The 19,948-nt window shown below is 62.5% G+C and carries 20 protein-coding genes and 1 riboswitch; of the genes, 3 read left to right on the top strand and 17 right to left on the bottom strand.

Annotated features, from left to right (window positions below; translation table 11 throughout):
• Window positions 1-105: 105 nt before the first annotated feature.
• The 11 genes from I5R65_RS00805 to cyoA form a co-directional block, all read right to left on the bottom strand.
• Complete coding sequence (locus I5R65_RS00805) at window positions 106-807, bottom strand: ABC transporter ATP-binding protein (RefSeq protein WP_196871848.1); 702 nt, start codon at window positions 805-807, stop codon at window positions 106-108.
• On the bottom strand, window positions 804-1,580 hold the full coding sequence (locus I5R65_RS00800; protein ID WP_196871847.1) for an ABC transporter ATP-binding protein: 777 nt from the start codon (window positions 1,578-1,580) through the stop codon (window positions 804-806). Before I5R65_RS00800 ends, I5R65_RS00805 begins: the two co-directional genes overlap by 4 nt.
• Window positions 1,577-3,463, bottom strand: coding sequence for an ABC transporter permease (locus I5R65_RS00795; protein WP_196871846.1), 1,887 nt, complete (start codon window positions 3,461-3,463; stop codon window positions 1,577-1,579). The genes I5R65_RS00800 and I5R65_RS00795 overlap by 4 nt, the downstream gene beginning before the upstream one ends.
• A 45-nt stretch (window positions 3,464-3,508) precedes the next feature.
• Window positions 3,509-4,735, bottom strand: a complete 1,227-nt coding sequence (locus I5R65_RS00790) for an ABC transporter substrate-binding protein (protein WP_196871845.1) — start codon at window positions 4,733-4,735, stop codon at window positions 3,509-3,511.
• A 113-nt stretch (window positions 4,736-4,848) separates the two neighbouring features.
• A complete protein-coding gene (locus tag I5R65_RS00785; protein ID WP_196871844.1) occupies window positions 4,849-5,385 on the bottom strand; it encodes a response regulator transcription factor in 537 nt (178 codons plus the stop codon).
• Window positions 5,386-5,517: 132 nt separating this feature from the next.
• Complete coding sequence (locus I5R65_RS00780) at window positions 5,518-6,900, bottom strand: ATP-binding protein (protein ID WP_196871843.1); 1,383 nt, start codon at window positions 6,898-6,900, stop codon at window positions 5,518-5,520.
• 5 nt (window positions 6,901-6,905) lie between these two features.
• Entirely contained in the window at window positions 6,906-7,751 is an 846-nt protein-coding gene (locus I5R65_RS00775; RefSeq protein ID WP_196871842.1) for an SURF1 family protein, read from the bottom strand.
• Window positions 7,748-8,224, bottom strand: a complete 477-nt coding sequence (gene cyoD, locus I5R65_RS00770; protein WP_006462265.1) for a cytochrome o ubiquinol oxidase subunit IV — start codon at window positions 8,222-8,224, stop codon at window positions 7,748-7,750. The genes I5R65_RS00775 and cyoD overlap by 4 nt, the downstream gene beginning before the upstream one ends.
• Complete coding sequence (gene cyoC / locus I5R65_RS00765) at window positions 8,221-8,847, bottom strand: cytochrome o ubiquinol oxidase subunit III (protein ID WP_196871841.1); 627 nt, start codon at window positions 8,845-8,847, stop codon at window positions 8,221-8,223. The genes cyoD and cyoC overlap by 4 nt, the downstream gene beginning before the upstream one ends.
• The gene (gene cyoB / locus I5R65_RS00760) at window positions 8,840-10,843 is read right to left on the bottom strand and encodes a cytochrome o ubiquinol oxidase subunit I (protein WP_196871840.1); all 2,004 of its coding nucleotides are present in this window, start codon (window positions 10,841-10,843) and stop codon (window positions 8,840-8,842) included. The genes cyoC and cyoB overlap by 8 nt, the downstream gene beginning before the upstream one ends.
• 76 nt (window positions 10,844-10,919) lie before the next feature.
• A complete protein-coding gene (gene cyoA / locus I5R65_RS00755; protein ID WP_196871839.1) occupies window positions 10,920-11,852 on the bottom strand; it encodes a ubiquinol oxidase subunit II in 933 nt (310 codons plus the stop codon).
• Window positions 11,853-12,181: 329 nt separating this feature from the next.
• Here cyoA and I5R65_RS00750 point away from each other — a divergent pair, with 329 nt between their 5' ends.
• Entirely contained in the window at window positions 12,182-13,525 is a 1,344-nt protein-coding gene (locus I5R65_RS00750) for an MFS transporter (protein WP_196871838.1), read from the top strand.
• A 100-nt stretch (window positions 13,526-13,625) separates the two neighbouring features.
• On the opposite strand, the gene I5R65_RS00745 is transcribed toward I5R65_RS00750, so the two are convergent.
• On the bottom strand, window positions 13,626-14,780 hold the full coding sequence (locus I5R65_RS00745; protein WP_196872131.1) for a putative zinc-binding metallopeptidase: 1,155 nt from the start codon (window positions 14,778-14,780) through the stop codon (window positions 13,626-13,628).
• 171 nt (window positions 14,781-14,951) lie between these two features.
• Here I5R65_RS00745 and I5R65_RS00740 point away from each other — a divergent pair, with 171 nt between their 5' ends.
• The gene (locus I5R65_RS00740) at window positions 14,952-15,248 is read left to right on the top strand and encodes a YciI-like protein (RefSeq protein WP_196871837.1); all 297 of its coding nucleotides are present in this window, start codon (window positions 14,952-14,954) and stop codon (window positions 15,246-15,248) included.
• Between the two features lie 24 nt (window positions 15,249-15,272).
• Here the strand turns inward: I5R65_RS00740 and arsC are convergent, their stop codons facing one another.
• The 3 genes from arsC to I5R65_RS00725 are packed head-to-tail and all read right to left on the bottom strand — an operon-like array spanning window position 15,273 to window position 17,370.
• Window positions 15,273-15,701 (bottom strand): arsenate reductase (glutaredoxin), encoded by a 429-nt coding sequence (gene arsC, locus I5R65_RS00735; protein ID WP_196871836.1) that lies wholly within the window; start codon window positions 15,699-15,701, stop codon window positions 15,273-15,275.
• Between the two features lie 47 nt (window positions 15,702-15,748).
• Entirely contained in the window at window positions 15,749-17,029 is a 1,281-nt protein-coding gene (locus I5R65_RS00730) for an arsenic transporter (RefSeq protein WP_196872130.1), read from the bottom strand.
• Window positions 17,026-17,370, bottom strand: a complete 345-nt coding sequence (locus I5R65_RS00725) for a helix-turn-helix transcriptional regulator (protein ID WP_196871835.1) — start codon at window positions 17,368-17,370, stop codon at window positions 17,026-17,028. The genes I5R65_RS00730 and I5R65_RS00725 overlap by 4 nt, the downstream gene beginning before the upstream one ends.
• 103 nt (window positions 17,371-17,473) lie before the next feature.
• Window positions 17,474-17,548: riboswitch (Fluoride riboswitch) on the top strand.
• A gap of 92 nt (window positions 17,549-17,640) precedes the next feature.
• Between I5R65_RS00725 and I5R65_RS00720 the strand changes: the two genes are divergently transcribed.
• Window positions 17,641-18,948 carry a voltage-gated chloride channel family protein gene (locus tag I5R65_RS00720; RefSeq protein ID WP_196871834.1) on the top strand — a complete coding sequence of 436 codons (1,308 nt, stop codon included), beginning with the start codon at window positions 17,641-17,643 and terminating at the stop codon, window positions 18,946-18,948.
• A gap of 65 nt (window positions 18,949-19,013) precedes the next feature.
• On the opposite strand, the gene I5R65_RS00715 is transcribed toward I5R65_RS00720, so the two are convergent.
• On the bottom strand, window positions 19,014-19,319 hold the full coding sequence (locus I5R65_RS00715; RefSeq protein ID WP_196871833.1) for a hypothetical protein: 306 nt from the start codon (window positions 19,317-19,319) through the stop codon (window positions 19,014-19,016).
• Between the two features lie 300 nt (window positions 19,320-19,619).
• A complete protein-coding gene (locus I5R65_RS00710; RefSeq protein WP_196871832.1) occupies window positions 19,620-19,898 on the bottom strand; it encodes a helix-turn-helix domain-containing protein in 279 nt (92 codons plus the stop codon).
• Window positions 19,899-19,948 lie beyond the last annotated feature (50 nt).

Genomic DNA, 19,948 nt, shown 5'->3' with positions numbered 1-19,948 from the left:
CTGAAGCGAGCTGCTTTCAGGAGTTTGGACACGGGCAGGCTCAACGGTTCCCCGTCAATTGCAACAAGCGGGACAGCGCTTTGTTACATCCTTCTGCAGCCCATGCTACAGGCCGGATTGCTGCTGATGAGCTTGCACCTCGCGCGGTGTACCTTGATGCAGAATGCGCCCCTGGTCCAGCAGGTAGGCACGGTCGCTGACCAGTGCGGCGAAGTGGATATTCTGTTCGCATAGCAACACCGACATGCCGCGTTCCTTGAGCCGGATGATCATGGCTGCCATCTGCTCCACGATGACCGGCGCCACGCCTTCGGAAGGTTCGTCCAGCAACAGCAGGTGGGGATTGCCCATCAAGCTGCGGGCGGTGGTCAGCATCTGCTGCTCGCCACCACTCATGCGCCCGCCCGGGCGGTCGGGCATGGCCCCCAGGTTGGGGAAGAGTTCGAACAAGGCCTGCGGCGTCCAGACCGCTGCCCCGGCGCGCGGCGGCTGCCGGCCTGCCTCCAGGTTCTGCAGCACGCTCAGTTCGGTGAAGATGCGGCGATCCTCCGGGACGAAGCCCAGGCCCAGGCGCGCACGTTGATACGGTGCCAGGCGGGTAAGATCGCGACCGCCGAAGCGGACCGCACCACGCGTGCCGTCCAGCAGCCCCATGAGGGCCTTGAGGGTGGTGGACTTGCCGGCGCCATTGCGCCCCATCAAGGCCACCACTTCACCACGACCCACCTCCAGGCTGACATCGAAGAGGATATGGGCGCGCGCATAGAAGGCGTTCAGCGCATCGACCTGCAGCAAGGGCGCGCTCATGCCGGACTCTCCATATTGGCCTCACCGAAGCTGGCGCCGCTGCCAAAGTAGGCCTCGCGCACACGGGCATCGCGCCGCACCGCGTCGGGTACTCCCTGGGCGATCAACTGGCCACGCGCCAGCACGATGATGCGATCGGCAAAGGCGAAGACCACGTCCATGCTGTGTTCGGTGAAAAGGACCGAGAGCCCGCGCTCGCTGACCAGGCGTCGGGTCAGGGCCATCAGTTGCTGGCGTTCGCGGGGCGCCATGCCGGCGGTGGGTTCGTCCATCAACAGCAACCGTGGTGCGTTGGAGAGGGCCATGGCCAGTTCCACCCGCTTGATGTCGCCATAGGCCAGTACCCCGCAGGCACGGCGCGCCTGCGCTGCCATGCCGACCTGCTCCAGCAGCGCCATGGCTTCATCACGCAGGCAGGACGCCGCGGGACGCCACCAGCGCCACAACTGGCGCCGGTGCGAGAGCAAGGCGGCCTGGACGTTTTCCAGCACGGTCATCGAGCCAAAGGCGGCCGATACCTGGAAGGTGCGTGCCACGCCGCGCTGCCAGATATGGCGCGCCGGCATGCCGGCAATGTCTTCGTCCGCCAGCAGCACGACGCCGGCATCCGGACGCAACTGGCCGTTGATCAGGTTGAAGCAGGTGGACTTGCCGGCGCCATTGGGGCCGATCAGCGCCAGCATCTGGCCGGCCGGGAGTTCGAAGGACACATCATCCAGTGCGGCCACGCCGCCGAAGGTCTTGGACAGGTGTTCCACGCGCAGCAGGCTCATGCCTCCTCCCCTGGTGCTCGCCGGCCGCGCAAGGCGCCCACGATCCCGCCCGGGAAGAGCAGGACCAGCAACAGGATCACCCCACCCAGCAAGGCGCGCCAGTAATCGGTCTCGCGTGCCACCAGGTCTTGCAGCCAGACGAACAGCGAGGCCCCCAGCACGGGACCGAGCAGGCTCTGCACGCCGCCCAGCAGCACCATCACCAGGCCATCGACCGAGCGGCTCACACTGGCGACCTCGGGAGAAATGCTGCCCTTGGAAAACGCGAACAGGACACCGGCCAGGCCGCAGAACAGACCGGCCACGGCAAAGCCGCCCCACTGCAGGGCGCGCACATCCATGCCCAGCGCCTCGGCCCGTACCGGGGCATCGCGGGCGGCGCGCAGGGCCAGGCCGAACGGCGCCTGCACTACGCGTCGCAACAGGTATACGCCCAGCGCGGCGCAGGTCAGCGCAAGGTAGTAATAAGCCAGCGGTGAAGCCAGCATCTCGCCCGGTCGCAGACCGACCAGGCCATTGCTGCCACCGGTCAGGTCATCCCACTGGAAGATGCCGGCCCAGACGATCTGCGCGAAGGCCAGCGTAAGCATGGCCAGGTACACGCCCGACAGGCGCACGCAGAACCAGCCGAACAGCAGGGCCGCGAGCATCGCCGCCAGTGCGCCGCTGACCATTGCCAACGGCAGCGGCCACTGCAGGCGCAGCGAGACCAGTGCGGCGGCATACGCGCCCAGGCCGAAATAGGCGGCATGGCCGAAGGACACCATGCCCCCCGGCCCCATCAGGAAATGCAGGCTGGCGGCGAACAGCACGGCGATCAGGATTTCCACCATCAGCACTGGCAGATAGGGGAAGCGGCCCGCCAACAGCGGCAAGGCCAACAGCAACAACATCGACGCCAGTCCGGCCAGACGTGCCGCGCGGCCGCCTGCATCCAGCGCGGACACATGGGCGGAAGCTACGCGCACCGCCGCCAGCGGCTTGCCGAACAAGCCCCAGGGGCGCATGACGAGAATCACGGCCATCACCAGAAATTCGACCACCAGGGTCAGCCGCGAGAGGGAGATGTCGATGCCGAAGACGGAGACGTTGCCCATGGCGATGCAGAGCGCCTTGACTTCGGCGATCAATACCGCCGCTGCAAACGCGCCACCGATGGAGCCCATGCCACCGACCACCACCACCACGAAGGCGTTGCCGATGGTATCCAGGTCCAGGGCCAGGTTGGCCGGCATGCGCGGCCCTTGCAGCGCGCCACCGAGGCCGGCCAGGAAGCAGCCCAGGGCGAACACGGCGGTAAACAGCCAGGCCTGGTTCACGCCCAGTGCGCCCAGCATTTCGCGGTCCTGGGTGGCGGCCCGGATCAATGTGCCCCAGCGGGTGCGGTTGAGCAGCAGCCACAGCAGCGCCAACACCAGCGGGCCGATGAAGATCAGCAGCAGGTCATATTGTGGCAGGCGCCGCCCCAGCAGTGGCACGGCACCGCCCAGGCCCGGGGCACGCGGGCCGAACAGGTCTTCCGGGCCCCAGTACCAGAGTGCGGCATCCTTGATCACCAGCACCAGCGCAAAGGTAGCCAGCAACTGGAACAATTCGGGAGCGCGATAGATCCGCCGCAGCACCACCACCTCCACCAGCGCGCCAAGTGCGGCCACGATCAGCGCCGACAGCAGCACCGCCCCCCAGAAGCCGAGTGCGCTCGCGCCCAGCCGTTCCACCAGGCTATAGGCCAGGTACAGGCCCAGCATGTAGAACGAACCATGGGCGAAGTTGACGATGCGGGTGACGCCGAAGATCAGCGACAGACCGACGGCCACCAGGAACAGCGCGGAGGCGTCGGCCAGGCCATTGACCATCTGCACGGTGAGGCTGGCCAGGGTCATGGCGTCACGGGCGCTCGCTTGAAAGGAGGATCACCACACGCCAACTCAATCGGCCGGGCGCAGTTTCCTGACTTCGGCATCGGGCAATTGCAGGCTGGCGCCATCGACATAGCTGAAGCTGGTCATGATGCCCTTGCCGTCCTTGATGCCGGTACGACCGACGAAGGCGCCCAGAGTGGACTGGTGATCCTGCGCACGGTAGACGATGCTGGCCACCGGGGTCTCGACCTGCAGGCCGGAGAAGGCGGCGGCCAACTTGTCGGCATCGGTACTGCCGGCCTTCCTGATGCCGGCCGCGATCGACATCAGGGCACTGTAGCCGACCAGCGAACCGTTGCGGGGGTAGTCATTGAATTTCTTGCGGTAGGCATCGACGAACTTCTTGTGCTCGGGCGTATTGATCGCATACCAGGGATAGCCGGTGACGATCCAGTTCTGCGGGGCTTCGTTCTTCAGCGGATCCAGGTATTCCGGCTCGCCGGTCAACAGCGAGACCACTTCCACATGGTCGAACAGGCCACGGGTATTGCCTTCCCGCACGAACTTGCCAAGGTCGGCCGCGAACAGTGCGTTGAAGATGGCATCGGGCTTGGCGTCGGCCAGGGCCTGGGTCACCGCACCGGCATCGATCTTGCCCAACGGCGGCGCCTGCTCGACCACGAACTCCACATCGGGCTGGGCCTGCTTCATGAGGGTCTTGAAGCTGGCCACGGCCGACTGGCCGTATTCATAGTTGGGGTAGACGATGGCCCAGCGCTTCTTTTTCAGCTTGACCGCTTCCTTGACCACCGAGGCCACCAGCATGTAGGTGGAGGGGCGCAGGCGATAGGTGTACTTGTTGCCGTTCTGCCAGACGATCTTGTCGGTCAGGGGCTCAGCGGCGAGGAAGAACACCTTGTGCTGGCGGGCGTAATCGGTCAGCGCCAGGCCGGTGTTGGAGAGGAAGCCGCCAAACAGCAAGGCCACCCGTTCGCGGGCCATCAATTCCTCTGCCACGCGCACGGAGTCACCGGGGTTGCCGTTGTCGTCGCGGGCAATCACTTCCAGTTTCTTGCCCAGCACGCCACCGGCGGCATTGACTTCATCAAGCGCCATTTCCCAGCCACGGCGATACGGCTCCAGGAAGGCCGGTTGCGCCTTGTAGCTATTGATCTCGCCGATCTTGATGGTCTCCTGGGCGCTGGCGGTGCCGCTGGCCAGGGACAGGACGGCGGCACTGGCCGCCCACAGGATGCTGCGCCGGAAGTCGAACTGGAAGTTGAACTGTTTCACGTCATTCCCTTTTGATGAGATGGCCTTGCCTGATCTGCGGGCGTCATTGCGCGCGTCATGATAACCGTTGGCGCCCTGCCCTGGCGCTGCCCGAGCGCTTGCATGCTTGATGCTTACTTGACCCGCTGCTTTTCCAGTTTGCGCGCCAGGGTGCGGCGGTGCATGCCGAGTCGGCGGGCGGTTTCGGAGATGTTGAAATCGGTCTCGACCAGCACTTCGTGGATGCGCTCCCATTCCAGGGTCTTGATGGAGGTGGCGCGGGCCGGCAATTCGACCTCGGAGGCGCCGGCCACGTGGCCGAAGGCGGCTTCGATGTCGTCGGTATTGGAGGGCTTGGCGAGGTACTGGCAGGCGCCCAGCTTGATGGCTTCCACCGCCGTGGTGATGCTGGCAAATCCGGTGAGCACCACGATCAGCATGGCCTCGTCGTGAGCATGCAGCATCTGCACGCAGGCCAGGCCGGAGGCGTTGCCACCGAGCTTCAGGTCGACCACGGCATAGCCGGGCTGGTGTTGCCTGAGGTGGGCCGCCGCTTCTTCCTGGCTGGCGGCAAGCAATACGGTGTAGCCACGGCGTTCGAAGGAGCGCCCCAAGGTGCGTGCGAAGGCGGCATCGTCCTCAATGATCAGGAGCAGGCGATCAGCCGGCATGTACATTCCCTATTTCTTCTATCTGCTTTCCCAGGGCGCTATTGTATGTCGAGACGGCACCAGGCATGGCAGCGAGCAAAAGAAAAAGGAATGATGGCAGTCAAATGCGCTTCAGGCGCGGCTTGCGTCACATCAAGCGCCGGTCGGAAAATCCGGTGCGACGCTGCCCGGTGCGGCCTCGGACGGGCTTTCCAGGCTGATGGCCGATAGCGGCAACTCCAGCGTGACACAGGCGCCGCCACCGCTGCGATGGCGGGCCCAGACCCGCCCACCCAGCTTGCGCGCGACGTTGACCACGAAGAACAGGCCCAGTCCACGACCGGGCTTGCCCTTGGTGGACTGGTAGGGCTTGCCGATCTGGTTGATCATCCAGTCCGGGAAGCCCGGCCCCTGGTCGGTCACTTCCATCAGCAACAGATCGCCCTCGCGCCTGACCTCCAGCGCCAGCCAGTGTGGCGAGACCTCGAAGGCATTGTCCAGCACATTGCCCAGCATCTGCTTGATGGCCGAGTCAAAGGCCACCGGCACGTCCTGATCAATCAGGTTGCGATACTGGAAGACTTCCACCGGGCGGGTCTTGCGCCAGTCCTCGGCTACGCTGTCGAGGAAGGTGTTGAGGGTGGTCTTGATGGAAGATTCGCCACGGGCCTGGCCGGCCGAGAGCAGCACGCCGCTGACGATGGACTTGCAGCGCTGCAGCTGGGCTTCCATCTCGGCGATGTCGTCCAGCATGTCCTGGCGCTGGCTGATGTCGGGCATGCGCTTCCAGTCGCCGAGGATGACCGAGACGGTCGCCAGCGGCGTTCCCAGTTCATGGGCCGCGCCGGAGGCCAGCAAGCCCATGCGCACAATGTGATCTTCCTCGGCGGCGCGCTGGCGCAGGTCGGCCAGCAAGGCGTCGCCGGCACGCAGGTTGCTGCTGATACGGGTGATGAAAAACACCATCAAGCCAGCGTTGAGCAGAAAGCAGATCAGGGTGCCTTCCACATACAGGCTCAGCAGGCCGGCATTGTGATCCGGCGGCAAGGCCAGCGGTTCGGAAAACAACGCCAGCCCGGCCAGGCAGACCATGGTGACGCCGACGATGGCCCAGCTCGACCAGGGCTTCAACAGCACGGCCGAGAGGATGATCTGCATCAGGTAGAGGAAGGCGAAGGGATTGGTGATGCCGCCGCTCAGATAGAGCTGGAAGGTCAGCACCGCCACGTCCACCAGCAAGGCCAGGAACAGTTCGGCATTGGTGGCGATGCGTCGCTCGTGCCAGCGCAGGTGGCTGGCGATGTTGAAGGCGATCAGGCAGGACAGCACCTCCAGCATATGCGGCAGCGGCAGGTGCAGGTCGAACACCAGCACCACGAAGGCAATGGTGGACACCTGCCCCAATACCGCCAGCCAGCGCAGCTGGATCAACAGCAGCATGTTCTGGTGGGCGGCCGGGTTCTGCTCCCCCTGGCGCAGGCGCTGCCAGCGCTCCCGCAGCGTCTTGCGCTTGGCGACGGTATCGGCGGCAGTCATGCGCCTCAGTCCTGGACGCGGGCGGCCTGGATGCGCTGCCGCCAACGGCGCTCATCACGGATCAGCCAGTAGCCGGCACCCAGCGACATCAGGGCCAGGGCATACCAGGTCAGGGCATAGACCAGATGGCTGTTGTGGAAGGCAATCACGGTCAGGCCACCGACCGGTTTCTGCGCATCCGGTGCTACAGCGGCATTGGCTTCGGCCGAAGGCTTGTCGGCATCGACGAAGTACGGCGCCGCATCCGACAGGCCACGCGCTTGCGCGATGGCCTTGACGTCGCGCGAGTACCAGCGGTTCTGGGCAGCGTCATTGCTGCGCAGGAAGCCACCGCCCTGCTCGCTCATGCGCAGCAGACCGACGACTTGCGTGGTCTGACCGACCGGCGCATCGGCCAGTGCCATGGCGTCCAGCTTGAGCGGCGAGACGTTGACGAAGCCGCGATTGACCAACACCAGCGTGCCGTCGACCAGTTGCAACGGCGTCACGAGCCAGGCGCCGCTACCCAGGTCGGTGCTGGCCTGCACGGCCACGGTCTTGCTGTACAAGTAGCGGCCAGCCAGACTCACGCGGCGATACTCGTCACGTTCTGCCGAGACCTGTGGCCATTCCTGGGGCCCAGGGGCGGCCACCGGTGCGGCGTGCACGCGGGCATCGACCTTGGCGATCAGATCCAGCTTCCATTGCAGGCGATAGACCTGCCAGCTTCCCAGCGCAGCGAAGACCAGAAAGAAAAATCCCGCCAAGAGGGTCAGCAACAGCAGGCTGGCCTTTGTGCGGGATACCGGAGCGGCTTGCGCCGCTCCGCTTTCTTTGCCCTGCTTCACGCCATGATTCGGCGTCGGGCTCATTTCGATTGGGCTGCGCCGTGTTGCATACCCTGCATGCCCTGCATCGATTGCGGGACAGTTTCGGTCGGCATGTTTTCCGGCGACATGGTCGGCATCATGTTGTGGTTCAGGTGATACATGACCCACAGCGAACCGGACAGAGTGATGACCACGATGACGATGGTGAAGATCATCGCCAGCATGTTCCAGCCACCTTCGGACTTGCCGTTCATGTGCAGGAAGTACTTGATATGCACCACGATCTGCACGGCGGCGAAGGCCAGCAGCACGATGCCCAGCGTGGCCGAACTGGAGATGGACTTGTTCATCACCATCCAGAACGGAATCGCGGTCAGGATCACGGCCAGCACGAAGCCGGTAACGTAATCCTTCATCGTGCCATGCGCGGCGTGGTCGCCATGACCATGACCGTGGCCATGGTCATCGTGGTGGCCCATCGGACGGGCCGGGTGTTCTTGGTGGCCGCGGCTCATGGCAGGACTCCCATCAGATAGACAAAGGTGAAGACACCGATCCAGACCACGTCCAGGAAGTGCCAGAACATCGACAGGCACATCAGGCGACGGCCGTTGGCTTCGGTCAGACCATGCTTGTTGATCTGGAACAGCAGCACGATCAACCAGATGATGCCGAAGGTGACGTGCAGACCGTGGGTACCGACCAGGGCGAAGAACGAGGTCAGGAAACCGCTGCGGGTCGGGCCGGCGCCTTCGTGGATCAGGTGCAGGAACTCATACAGTTCGAAGTAGATGAAGCCGGCACCCAGCAGACCGGTGATGATCAGCCAGATGATGGTGTTCTGCTGCTTCTTGGCCTGCATGGCCAGCATGGCGAAGCCGTAGGTGATCGACGACAGCAGCAGCAGCGCGGTGTTCAGCGCCACCAGCGGCAGGTCGAACAGCTCGGCGCCGGTCGGGCCGCCGGCGTAGTTGCGGCCGAGCACGGCATAGCACGCAAACAGGCAGGCGAAGATCAGGCAATCGCTCATCAGGTAGATCCAGAAGCCCAGCAGGGTGCCGTTCTCTGGATGGTGATGGCGGACGAAATAGCGCGAGCTAGGCGTCGCGTCGGCCGTGTGGTTGATTGCTTCAGACATGGCTATTCAACAGACGTGTGCGCTCTGCTTCGACACGGACGACTTCGTCGGCCGGGATGTAGTAGTCGCGGTTGTAATTAAAGGTATGGATGATGGTGGCGGCAACCAGTGCTACGAAGATTGCCACGGCCGGCAGCCACATGTGCCAGATCAGGGTGAAGCCCAGCACTGCCGACAGCGCAGCGATGATGAAGCCGGCACCGGTGTTCTTGGGCATGTGGATTTCCACGAAGTCACCCAGCGGACGCTGATACTTGTTCTTCTTCATGTCAGCCCAGGCGTCGTTGTCATGCACGACCGGGGTGAAGGCGAAGTTGTAGGCAGGCGGCGGCGAGGAGGTCGACCATTCCAGGGTACGGGCATCCCAAGGGTCGCCGGTGACGTCGGCCAGCTTCTTGCGGTCGCGAATCGAAACGGCGATCTGCATGATGAAGGAACCGATGCCCAGGGCGATCAGGCCGGCACCCAGTGCAGCGACCACGAACCAGATCTGCAGCGACGGGTCGTCGAAGTGGCTCATGCGACGGGTCACGCCCATCAGGCCCAGCACGTACAGCGGCATGAAGGCCAGGTAGAAGCCCACGAACCAGAACCAGAACGAGCACTTGCCCCAGAACTGGTTCAGCTTGAAGCCGAAGGCCTTCGGGAACCAGAAGTTGATGCCGGCGAACATGCCGAACACCACGCCGCCGATGATGACGTTGTGGAAGTGAGCGATCAGGAACAGCGAGTTGTGCAGCACGAAGTCAGCCGGGGGAACGGCCAGCAGCACGCCGGTCATGCCACCGATGACGAAGGTGATCATGAAGCCGATGGTCCACAGCATCGGCACTTCGAAGCGGATGCGACCACGGTACATCGTGAAGAGCCAGTTGAAGATCTTGGCACCGGTCGGGATCGAGATGATCATCGTGGTGATGCCGAAGAACGAGTTCACGCTGGCGCCCGAACCCATGGTGAAGAAGTGGTGCAGCCACACCAGGTAGGACAGGATGGTGATCACCACGGTCGCATAGACCATGGAGGTGTAGCCGAACAGACGCTTGCCGCTGAAGGTCGAGACGATTTCAGAGAACACGCCGAAGGCCGGCAGCACCAGGATGTAGACCTCGGGGTGGCCCCAGATCCAGATCAGGTTCACGTACATCATGGCGTTGCCGCCCATGTCGTTGGTGAAGAAGTTGGTGCCGAAGACGCGGTCCAGCGACAGCATGGCCAGCACGGCAGTCAGCACCGGGAAGGCAGCCACGATCAAGACGTTGGTGCAGAGCGAGGTCCAGGTGAAGACCGGCATCTTCATCATGTTCATGCCCGGGGCGCGCATCTTGACGATGGTCACCACCAGGTTGATGCCGGAGAGTAGCGTCCCTACCCCGGCCACCTGCAAGGCCCAGATGTAGTAGTCCACCCCCACGTCAGGGCTGTACAGGATGCCCGACAGCGGCGGATAGGCCAGCCAGCCGGTGCGGGCGAATTCGCCCACGAACAGCGAGGCCATCACCAGCAGCGCGCCGAAGGTGGTCATCCAGAAGCTGAAGTTGTTCAGGAACGGGAAGGCCACGTCGCGCGCACCGATCTGCAGCGGCACGACGTAGTTCATCAGACCGGTCACCAGGGGCATGGCCACGAAGAAGATCATGATCACGCCGTGGGCGGTGAACACCTGGTCATAGTGGTGCGGCGGCAGGAAGCCGGCGTTGTCACCGAAGGCGATGGCCTGCTGTGCGCGCATCATCACCGCATCGGCAAAGCCACGCAGCAGCATGACAATGGCCAGCACGATGTACATGATGCCGATGCGCTTGTGGTCGATACTGGTGAACCAGTCGCGCCACAGCATGCCCCACAGACGATATTTGGTCAGCAGGCCCAGCACCACCAGGCCGCCCAGCGCCACCATGGCGAAAGTAGCGATCAGGATCGGCTCGTGGTATGGAATCGCTTCCAGACTGAGGCGACCGAAGATCAGCTTTATCAGGTCAAAATTGTCAGACATCTTTACTTCCCGGGGAAAAAGGAAATTGGGGCGCAGCGGTGTTCTGCTGCGCTAATACGGCTACCAGGCAAGGAAATCATTCAGCCTTTTGCTGGCCCGGTTTCACGTTCAGGTCGGTGGCCATCATCTGGTCCATGCAAACCGTGTTGGCAGCCACGCAGCGGTTCACGATGGCGTGGAACAGGTTCGGTTCGACGCTGCCGATGAGGCGGGCCGGGTCGCGTTCGCTGGGCTGTTCCAGCTTCAGGTACTCGGCACGGTCCAGCTTGCCGGAATCGGCCTTGGCCTTCTGCACCCAGGCATCAAAGCCGGCCTGGTCCAGGCCATGGAACTTGAAGCGCATGTGCGAGAAGCCGGCACCGCTGTAGTTGGCCGAGAAACCATCATATTCGCCAGCCTTGTTGATGACGGCGTGCAGCTTGGTCTCCATGCTCGGCATGGCGTAGATCTGGCCGGCCAGTGCGGGGATGTAGAAGGAATTCATCACATTGGACGCGGTAATCTTGAACTGGATGGGAACATCCACCGGCGCGGCCAACTCATTGACAGTAGCGATACCTTGTTCCGGATAGATGAACAGCCACTTCCAGTCCAGCGCCACCACTTCCACCACCAGCGGCTTGACCTGCGGTGCCAGTGGACGCTCGGCGTCGATGCGCGAGAGCGGACGGTACGGGTCCAGGGTGTGGGTGGTGATCCAGGTCAACAGGCCCAGGGCGATGATGATCAGCAGGGGCGCGCCCCAGATGACCAGCTCCAGACGGGTCGAGTGATCCCATTCCGGCTCGTAGGGAGCAGAAGTATTGCCCTTGCGATAACGCCATGCGAACAGCAGCGTCAGGATGATCACCGGAACGATGATGAGCAGCATCAAGGCGGTCGAGATGACGATCAGGCGCGCTTGCTGGTTAGCGATGTCGCCGGAAGGATTCATCACGACGGTGTTGCACCCAGCCAACAAAAGCGCAGGAAGCAGGAGCAATCCGCGACGAAGGATTTGAGAAACCATGAAGGAAAATTCCAGTCGTATGTATCAGAGCGTGGTAATGTAACGCCAATAAAGTGTGTTGGCGATTGGACGTTTTGTCCCACCCTGTTGGCTGCCACCTGCCAGGTTGGGATATTAGAACTCATTTCATAGCTAGGCACGAGTGCGAGCGAGTCCCGTTTGGGATGAAGTGCAAGGCGCGAATTTAGGTCGAGACTGGACGTCTTGACCTAAATTCGTAACGCAGCAATTCGCCCAAACGGGCCGCTCCCTGCGGGTTCTGCCCAGCTATGAAATGAGTTCTAGTAGTACGTACTGCGACTAAACCTCTAACAGTGGGAGACAAAGCCATGGCAAGCACCAGCATCCACAACAGTCAAGGTTCGGGTGAATTCAGACCGCAATCGGACCAACCCTCCACTTCCCACGACCACGGCAAGATCGAACCCGGTGAAATCGCCGTCGGCGTGGTCATCGGACGAGCGTCCGAATACTTCGATTTCTTTGTCTATGCGCTGGCTTCGGTGCTGGTGTTCCCGACCCTGTTCTTCCCCAACGATCCGAAACTGGAAGGCACGCTCTACTCCTTCGTGATCTTCTCCTTCGCCTTCCTGGCCCGCCCCATCGGGACCACGATCTTCATGGCGATTCAAAAGCACTACGGCCGAGAGGTGAAACTGACGCTGGCGTTGTTCATGCTCGGCTTTTCGACTGCGGGCATTGCCTTGTTACCAACTTTTGATCACATTGGCGTCTGGGCGATCATCTTGCTCTCGCTTTTACGAGTTGGTCAAGGCCTGGCGTTAGGTGGTGCGTGGGATGGCCTGCCTTCGTTGCTGGCGATGAACGCTCCGGAGCACAAGCGTGGCTGGTACGCCGCACTGGGCCAGTTGGGTGCGCCGCTGGGCTTCGTGGTGGCGGCCAGCCTGTTTGCCTACATGCTGTCCAGCCTGACCACGGCCGATTTCCTTGAATGGGGCTGGCGTTATCCGTTCTACGTCGCCTTTGCCATCAACGTGGTGGCCCTGTTCTCGCGCCTGCGCCTGGTCTCGACGCCAGAATACGCCAAGCTGCTTGATGAACGCGAGCTGGAACCGGCCGGCGTAGTCGAGCTGGCCACCACCCAGGGCCGCAACATCATCATCGGCGCCCTGGCCGCGCTGGCCAGCTATGCCCTGTTCCACCTGGTGACGGTGTTCCCGCTGTCATGGATCAAGCTGTACTCGCTGCGTGAAGCCGCAGACTTCCTGGTCATCCAGATCTGGGGCGGCCTCATCATGGCGGTGGGCATCGTGGTCTCCGGTCTGGTCGCGGACCGCTTCGGCCGCCGCAACACGCTGGGCTCCATGGCCCTGCTGATCGCCATCCTCTCTGCCTTCGTCCCGACCCTGATGAATGGCGGCGAATCGGGCCAGAACACCTTCATCCTGATCGGCTTCGCCCTGCTGGGCTTGTCCTACGGCCAGGCTGCCGGCGCCGTGACAGCCAACTTCAAGGCCCGCTATCGCTACACCGGCGCGGCCCTGACCTCGGACCTCGCCTGGCTGGTCGGCGCAGGTTTCGCACCGCTGGTGGCGCTGGGATTGTCGGCCCACTTTGGCATGGCCTACGTGAGCTTCTACCTGCTCTCCGGCGCCGTGGGTTCGCTGGCTGCGCTGAGCCTGAACCGCGCACTCGAGGCAAGGGACGACTGAGGCTGAAGGCAAGGTCGCTCCTGCGGCCAGCCCAAAGAAAAACCCGGAAGCAGCTTCCGGGTTTTTTTATGGGCTGCGCCCGAGGGCGCATAGCGGTGCGCTAGGCCGCCTGCTCCTGCATCTGCACCGCAGCCATGCCTGCCTTACGCTTCCCATTGACGACCTCATGAACGAAGCGCAACTTTTCCAGCACCGGTGTCGTCAAGGTGAAGGGATAGGAATCCGGCATCCCGATGCTTCGGTTCAGGCTGTTGAGCACATAGGTCAACGCAAACCACTCCCGCGCCAGCTCGTCGAATGAGCCCGCTGCCACCGGTGGCGCCTTGATGACCAGTTTCTGCTCGCCCTCATGACGCGGCCGCAGCTGCACGCCGCAGGCATAGGCCGTCTCCAGGGTATCGAACATATGCAGGTAGTGCGCCCAGGTCTCGGCCCAGTCTTCCCAGGGATGGCTGCTGGCATAGGCGCTGACGAAATATTGATCCCAGTCCGCGCGCGGCCCATTGTCGTAATGCGTTTTCAAGGCCTGGCCGTAGTCCTGCCGCTCATCGCCGAACAATTCCCGGAACGGCGCCAGCCACTCGGTCGGCGCGACCAGCCGGTCGAAATAATAGTGCCCACTCTCGTGCCGGAAATGCCCCAGCAGCGTACGGTAGGGCTCGGCCATCTGTTCCCGCGCCTGCTCCCGATAGGCGGGATCGGCCTCGGCAATGTTGATGGTGATGACGCCATCGGCATGCCCTGTCAGTACCCGTTCACCATGCGGCAAGTCCTGCATGAACTCAAAGGCCAACCCGGCCTCTTCATCCTCCCTCTTCGGCACCGGCTGCAACTGCAAGGTCCAGAGCGAATGCAGGAGGCGCCGCTTGGCCGTTTCCAGCCGGCTCCAGAGCACGCGGTTGTTGCCCTCCTCCAGATTGGGAATCACCCGCGTCAGGCGGCATGAGGCGCACAGCTCATGGGGCTCGCGCTCGTCCAGCATCCAGTTGCAGATATTTTCATGCCAGTAGTTCAGGCACTGCTTGAAAACCCGTCCTTCGTTCTCCGGCCTGACACTGCGCCAACGGCCGGGGCCAGGTTCAGCCATTGCCTCGGGCGCCACTCCACCATCCACCGATGGCGCCGGCTCCACCGGCGAAAAGCTGGCAATGGCCTGCAATTGTGGCTGATAACCCAGCATCCAGCCGCAATTCCCGCAGACCGTGTTCTCAAAAAAGACCTGCATTCCACAATTGTCGCAATGAAAGGTTTTCACCGGTGCTCCCCTGTTATTGGTCATGGCCACGACCGCACTGGTCGCGGTGGTCAGCCGTTTGAAGGGCAATTCGCCGATACGTTCCTGCAGTTTAGGTGTTTGCCAGGTGCAGTATTCTTCAGCGATGCTATCCACCTTTTCACCATTTGCACGCACACCGGAGCCCCCGTCATGCTTTACCTGCTCAGCTATGAATTCGTCGGCGACTACCTGGAACGCCGTACCGCCCTGCGCCCCGCCCACCTGGAGCTATGCCGGCAAGCCGTAGCCCGCGGCGAAATGCTGGCCGGAGGCGCCGTCGGCAATCCCCCGTCCAGCGGCCTGTTGCTGTTCCAGGGTGCAGCCGGACATGCCGAAAAATTCGCCGCCGCCGATCCCTATGTCACCCAGGGCCTGGTCACGCGCTGGCAGGTGCAACCGTGGACGGTGGTGGTCGGCATCCCGGAACTGGTGCCGAACCCGCTATAAGGCGCCGGCCGCGCCATGCGCCAGTCAGGCCGTACCCAGGCCACCCTGGCTGTCGGCAGCAATCACCACTTCGCCATCCTCCTTGGTGAAGGGGCTCAATTGCGGCTTGTCCAGTATTTCCAATACCCGCTCAGACGGCCGGCACAGGCGAGTCCCCTTGGCACCGACTACGAAAGGGCGATTGATCAGGATGGGATGCTCCAGCATGGCCTCCAGCAACAGCGCATCGCTCAGGGCCGGATCATCCAGCCCCAGCTCCAGATAGGGCGTACCTTTCTGCCGAATGGCCCCGCGTACAGTCAGACCGGCGTCATGGATCAGCCGCTTAAGTGGCTCCCGCTCCGGCGGCTGCAGCAGATACTCGATGATCGTGGGCTCCTCCCCGGTGTTGCGAATCATCGCCAGTGTGTTGCGCGACGTGCCGCAGGCAGGGTTGTGATAGATGATGGTCATGATGTTTCTCTCCGAAATAACAAAATCTGGTTCACCGCCAATCCGGCTCACTGCAGCCGCAGCGCCAGCGCCGCCAGTGTCACAAACAGCACGGGCAGCGTCAGCAGAGCACCTACCCGGAAGTAATAGCCCCAGGAGATGACCACGCCCTTGCGCTCCAGGACGTGCAGCCACAACAGCGTCGCAAGACTGCCGATCGGCGTGATCTTGGGGCCCAGGTCACAGCCGATGACGTTGGCATAGACCATCGCTTCGCGCACCGTGCCCTGCGCCACGGAAGCATCGATCGATAGCGCGCCCACCAGCACGGTAGGCATATTGTTCATGACCGAAGACAGCAGCGCGCTCAGTAGCCCGGTACCCAACGCCGCCATCCATACCCCTTGCCCGGCCATGGCGTCCAGCAGTTGCGTCAATTGCCCCGTGAGACCCGCATTGCGCAGGCCGTATACCACCAGATACATCCCCAGCGAAAAGAAAACGATCTGCCACGGCGCTTCCCTGAGCACCTCTCCGACGGCGATGACCCGACCCCGGGCCGCCACCAGCAAGAGGATCAGCGCCCCCACCGCAGCCACTGCGCTGACCGGCACCCCCAGCCGTTCCAGCCAGAAGAAGCCCGCCAGCAGCAGGCCCAGCACCCACCAACCGGCAACGAAGGTAGCCCGATCGCGTAGCGCCTGGCTGGGCAGCAGCAACTGCTGCACGGGGTATCGCGCCGGTATATCGCGCCGGAAGAAGACATACAGCACCAGCAGGGAAGCCGCCACCGCCGCCAGATTGACCGGTACCATCACGCTGGCATAGCGTGCAAATCCCAGCCGGAAATAGTCCGCCGACACGATGTTGACCAAATTGGACACCACCAGCGGCAGACTGGCCGTATCTGCGATGAAACCCGCCGCCATCACGAATGCCAGCGTCGCAGCGGGCGTAACGCGCAATGCCTGCAGCATGGCAATCACAATGGGCGTGAGGATGAGTGCCGCGCCATCGTTGGCAAAGACGGCCGAGACCACCGCCCCGAAGAGGACCAGCAGCACGAACAAGCGCCCGCCACGTCCCCCGCCCCAGCGCGCCACATGCAGGGCCGCCCATGCAAAGCTGCCCGCCCGGTCCAGCAAAAGACTGATGACGATGATGGCAATGAAGGTCGCGGTCGCGTTCCAGACGATGTGCCACACCACCGGGATATCCCCCGGATGAATGACGCCAGCCAGTAGGGCCACCAGCGCCCCGGCGCAAGCGCTCCAGCCTATCCCCAGCCCTCGGGGTTGCCAGATCACCAGTGCCAATGTCGCGAGAAAGATGAGCAAGGCCGCCATCAGTCCGCTCCATCGGAAGCGGACGAAGCCGGAACACAGGCGCTGGCGGGGCCGCATGATTCACCGCCACAGCAGTTTTCCGTCAGGAATGCCAGCAGCTCGTTCATCGCGCCGAAATTGGCGCTATAGAACACAAATCGCCCGTCCTGGCGGGCATCGATCAACCCCGCGTGACTGAGCTCCTTCAGGTGGAACGATAGCGAGGAAGGCGCAATACCCAACGCCTCCGAAATCTTGCTCGCTGCACAGCTCTGCGGACCGGTCTGCACCAGATGACGAAAGATCGCCAAGCGGGAATCCTGCGCCAGCGCCGCCATGGCCGCGACCACTTGTTTGGCTTCCATGAAGAATCCTTCATAATTCAATATTTCAATTATTGTTGAAATATTGAATTGATGCAAGCATTGCGGACATTCCGTTGTCGCCATAGACCAAACTTGCTACTATGCAGGTCAAGGAGATGGCATTCCTCCTCAAACCGCCACCAACTTCATGTTGGGGGCTGATGATGCCTACAGTGACCTGGCGACCCAGGGCTGTAGGCGCGCGTCTTCATCTTTCATGCGCTTCCTGTGCTCCGTGTTTCCAGGCTGGTTCACTATAATCCTGGCAACATGAAACATTACAAATATCCCGAACAGCTCTACCTGCTGCCCTATATCGCCAAATGGTGCGCGATCGGCTGCCTGATCGCCGTACTGGCAGGCTCGGCCTCCGCCTTCTTCCTGTTTGCGCTGGAGTACGCCACGCAATGGCGCCAGGGCCATCCCTGGATCATCTGGCTGCTGCCGCTCGGTGGTTTTATCGTCGGCTGGCTCTATCTGCACACCGGCAAGCCGGTCGAAGCCGGCAACAACCTGCTCATCGATGAAATCCACGACCCCAAGAAGGTGATCCCCCTGCGCATGGCGCCACTGGTGCTGTTCGGCACCGTGATGTCGCACCTCTTCGGCGCCTCCGTCGGACGCGAAGGGACCGCCGTGCAGATGGGCGGCGCGCTGGCCGACCAGCTCACCCACCTGCTGCGCCTGCGCACCGAAGATCGCCGTATCCTGCTCATGGCCGGCATCAGCGCCGGCTTCGCTTCCGTCTTCGGCACCCCGATGGCCGGCGCCATCTTCGGGCTGGAAGTGCTGGCCATCGGCCGCATGCGTTATGACGCCATCCTGCCCTGCTTCATCGCCGCCATCGCCGCCGACCAGGTCGGGCTGGCCTGGGGCGTGCATCACACCCACTACCTCATGAGCGGCAGCGCCCCCGTCGCCTTGTGGAGCGTGGCCGCCGTGATCGCCGCTGGCGTGGTGTTCGGCCTGATCGGGATGATCTTTGCCAACAGCACGCATCGCTTGTCGGCCTTCATGAAAAGCCGTATTGCCTATGCACCGCTGCGCCCCTTCATCGGTGGGTTGGTCGTGGCGGTCGGGGTGTGGGCCATCGGCACCGATCGTTACATCGGCCTGGGCATTCCGGTCATCGTGGAAGCCTTCCAGCAGCCACTGGCGCCCTGGGATTTCCTGGGCAAGATGGTCTTTACCGTCACCTCGCTGGGAACCGGCTTCAAGGGTGGCGAGGTCACGCCGCTGTTCTACATCGGCGCGACACTCGGCAATGCCCTGGCACCGCTGCTGCACCTGCCCTTCTCGATGCTGGCCGGCATCGGCTTCGTGGCCGTCTTCGCGGGTGCCGCCAATACGCCGATTGCCTCCACCGTCATGGCCATTGAATTGTTCGGCCCGGAAATCGGCCCATTTGCTGCGCTGGCCTGTGTGGTCGCTTACCTGTTTTCCGGCCATACCGGCATCTACCACGCGCAACGGGTGGGCTGGGCCAAGCATGGTTTGCTGCCCAAGGGATTGAAAATCGGTGAAGTCAGCGCCTACAAGGCGAAGAAATCGGCTGATCCGAGCGGAAACGACGGCTGATCAGCGAGACCGCAGCACAAGTATGGGTGAGGGGGCAACGGAGTGCTGCCCCCTTTGATGTAGCGTTACAGCGGCTTCACCGTATTGGCCACGTCGATATCTTCTTCGGCGACCCTGGCCAGCATTTTGCTGGCAGTGATCGCCAGTCGCAGCAGAGTCCCCCTGTCCACTTCGGACAATAGCGGACGCTCATCGACTGCCTCGATTTCGCTGAATTCGATCAGGGACAGCAGCGTGGCAAGACCTGTGCCGACATCCTGAGCATATTCTGCAAGAACCTTCTTGCGGGACGGTGGAACTTCGGCTTTGTGCCAGGAAAATGGCTGGAATGAGGGGGGATGCGATAACGCGGGCGATTGAGGATCAAACATATTGCCTCCTGGGGTGACGGGTATCACCCGCCGCTCCATCGCCAAATGGAGGTGGCGGGCACAAGACAAGGTTGGCGAACCGGCACACCCGCGCCGCCGGCATACCCGAAGGTATCCCTGCCAAGGCCCGCCATGGTCAGGACGTGCTAAGGCATCGGACGCAAAAAAGCCGCCAAAAAGAAGCGGACGTCCGCGCAAGGTGTATTCGAGTCGCCAAACTCGATCCCATATTTTTTTGATGGGATGAGGGAGACTAGCAAGCAGAAGAAGGAGACGTCAAGGCACAGCTGCAACTGCGGATTAGAAGTGCAATTGCTCCTTCGTGATACCCAAGGCCGCCGCAATCCTTGAAATCGTAGATGTTCTCGGCCTCAGGCTCTTCTCATATTTTGCATAGACCGTTTGGCTAATCCCGAGGCGTTGCGCGACGACCGCCTGTGTCAGTCCCAGATGCTCGCGCCATGCCTGTATCGGCGTCAAGCCGTCCATGGTCGCACCCACTACTTCATTGGGAATCCGATTACCCTGCCCGCCGTAACGTGGAGTCCGGATCATTTGAGTGTTGTTAGCGGCCTTCATCTCGCCTCGTCATGTTCTGGAGAGTTGTCTCATCAAGGCCAAATATAGCC

The sequence above is a fragment of the Herbaspirillum sp. AP02 genome (assembly GCF_015767275.1).
GTDB lineage: Bacteria > Pseudomonadota > Gammaproteobacteria > Burkholderiales > Burkholderiaceae_D > Herbaspirillum.
The sequence above is the reverse complement of the archived record's forward strand: the minus strand, read 5'-3'. Positions and strand labels throughout refer to the sequence as shown.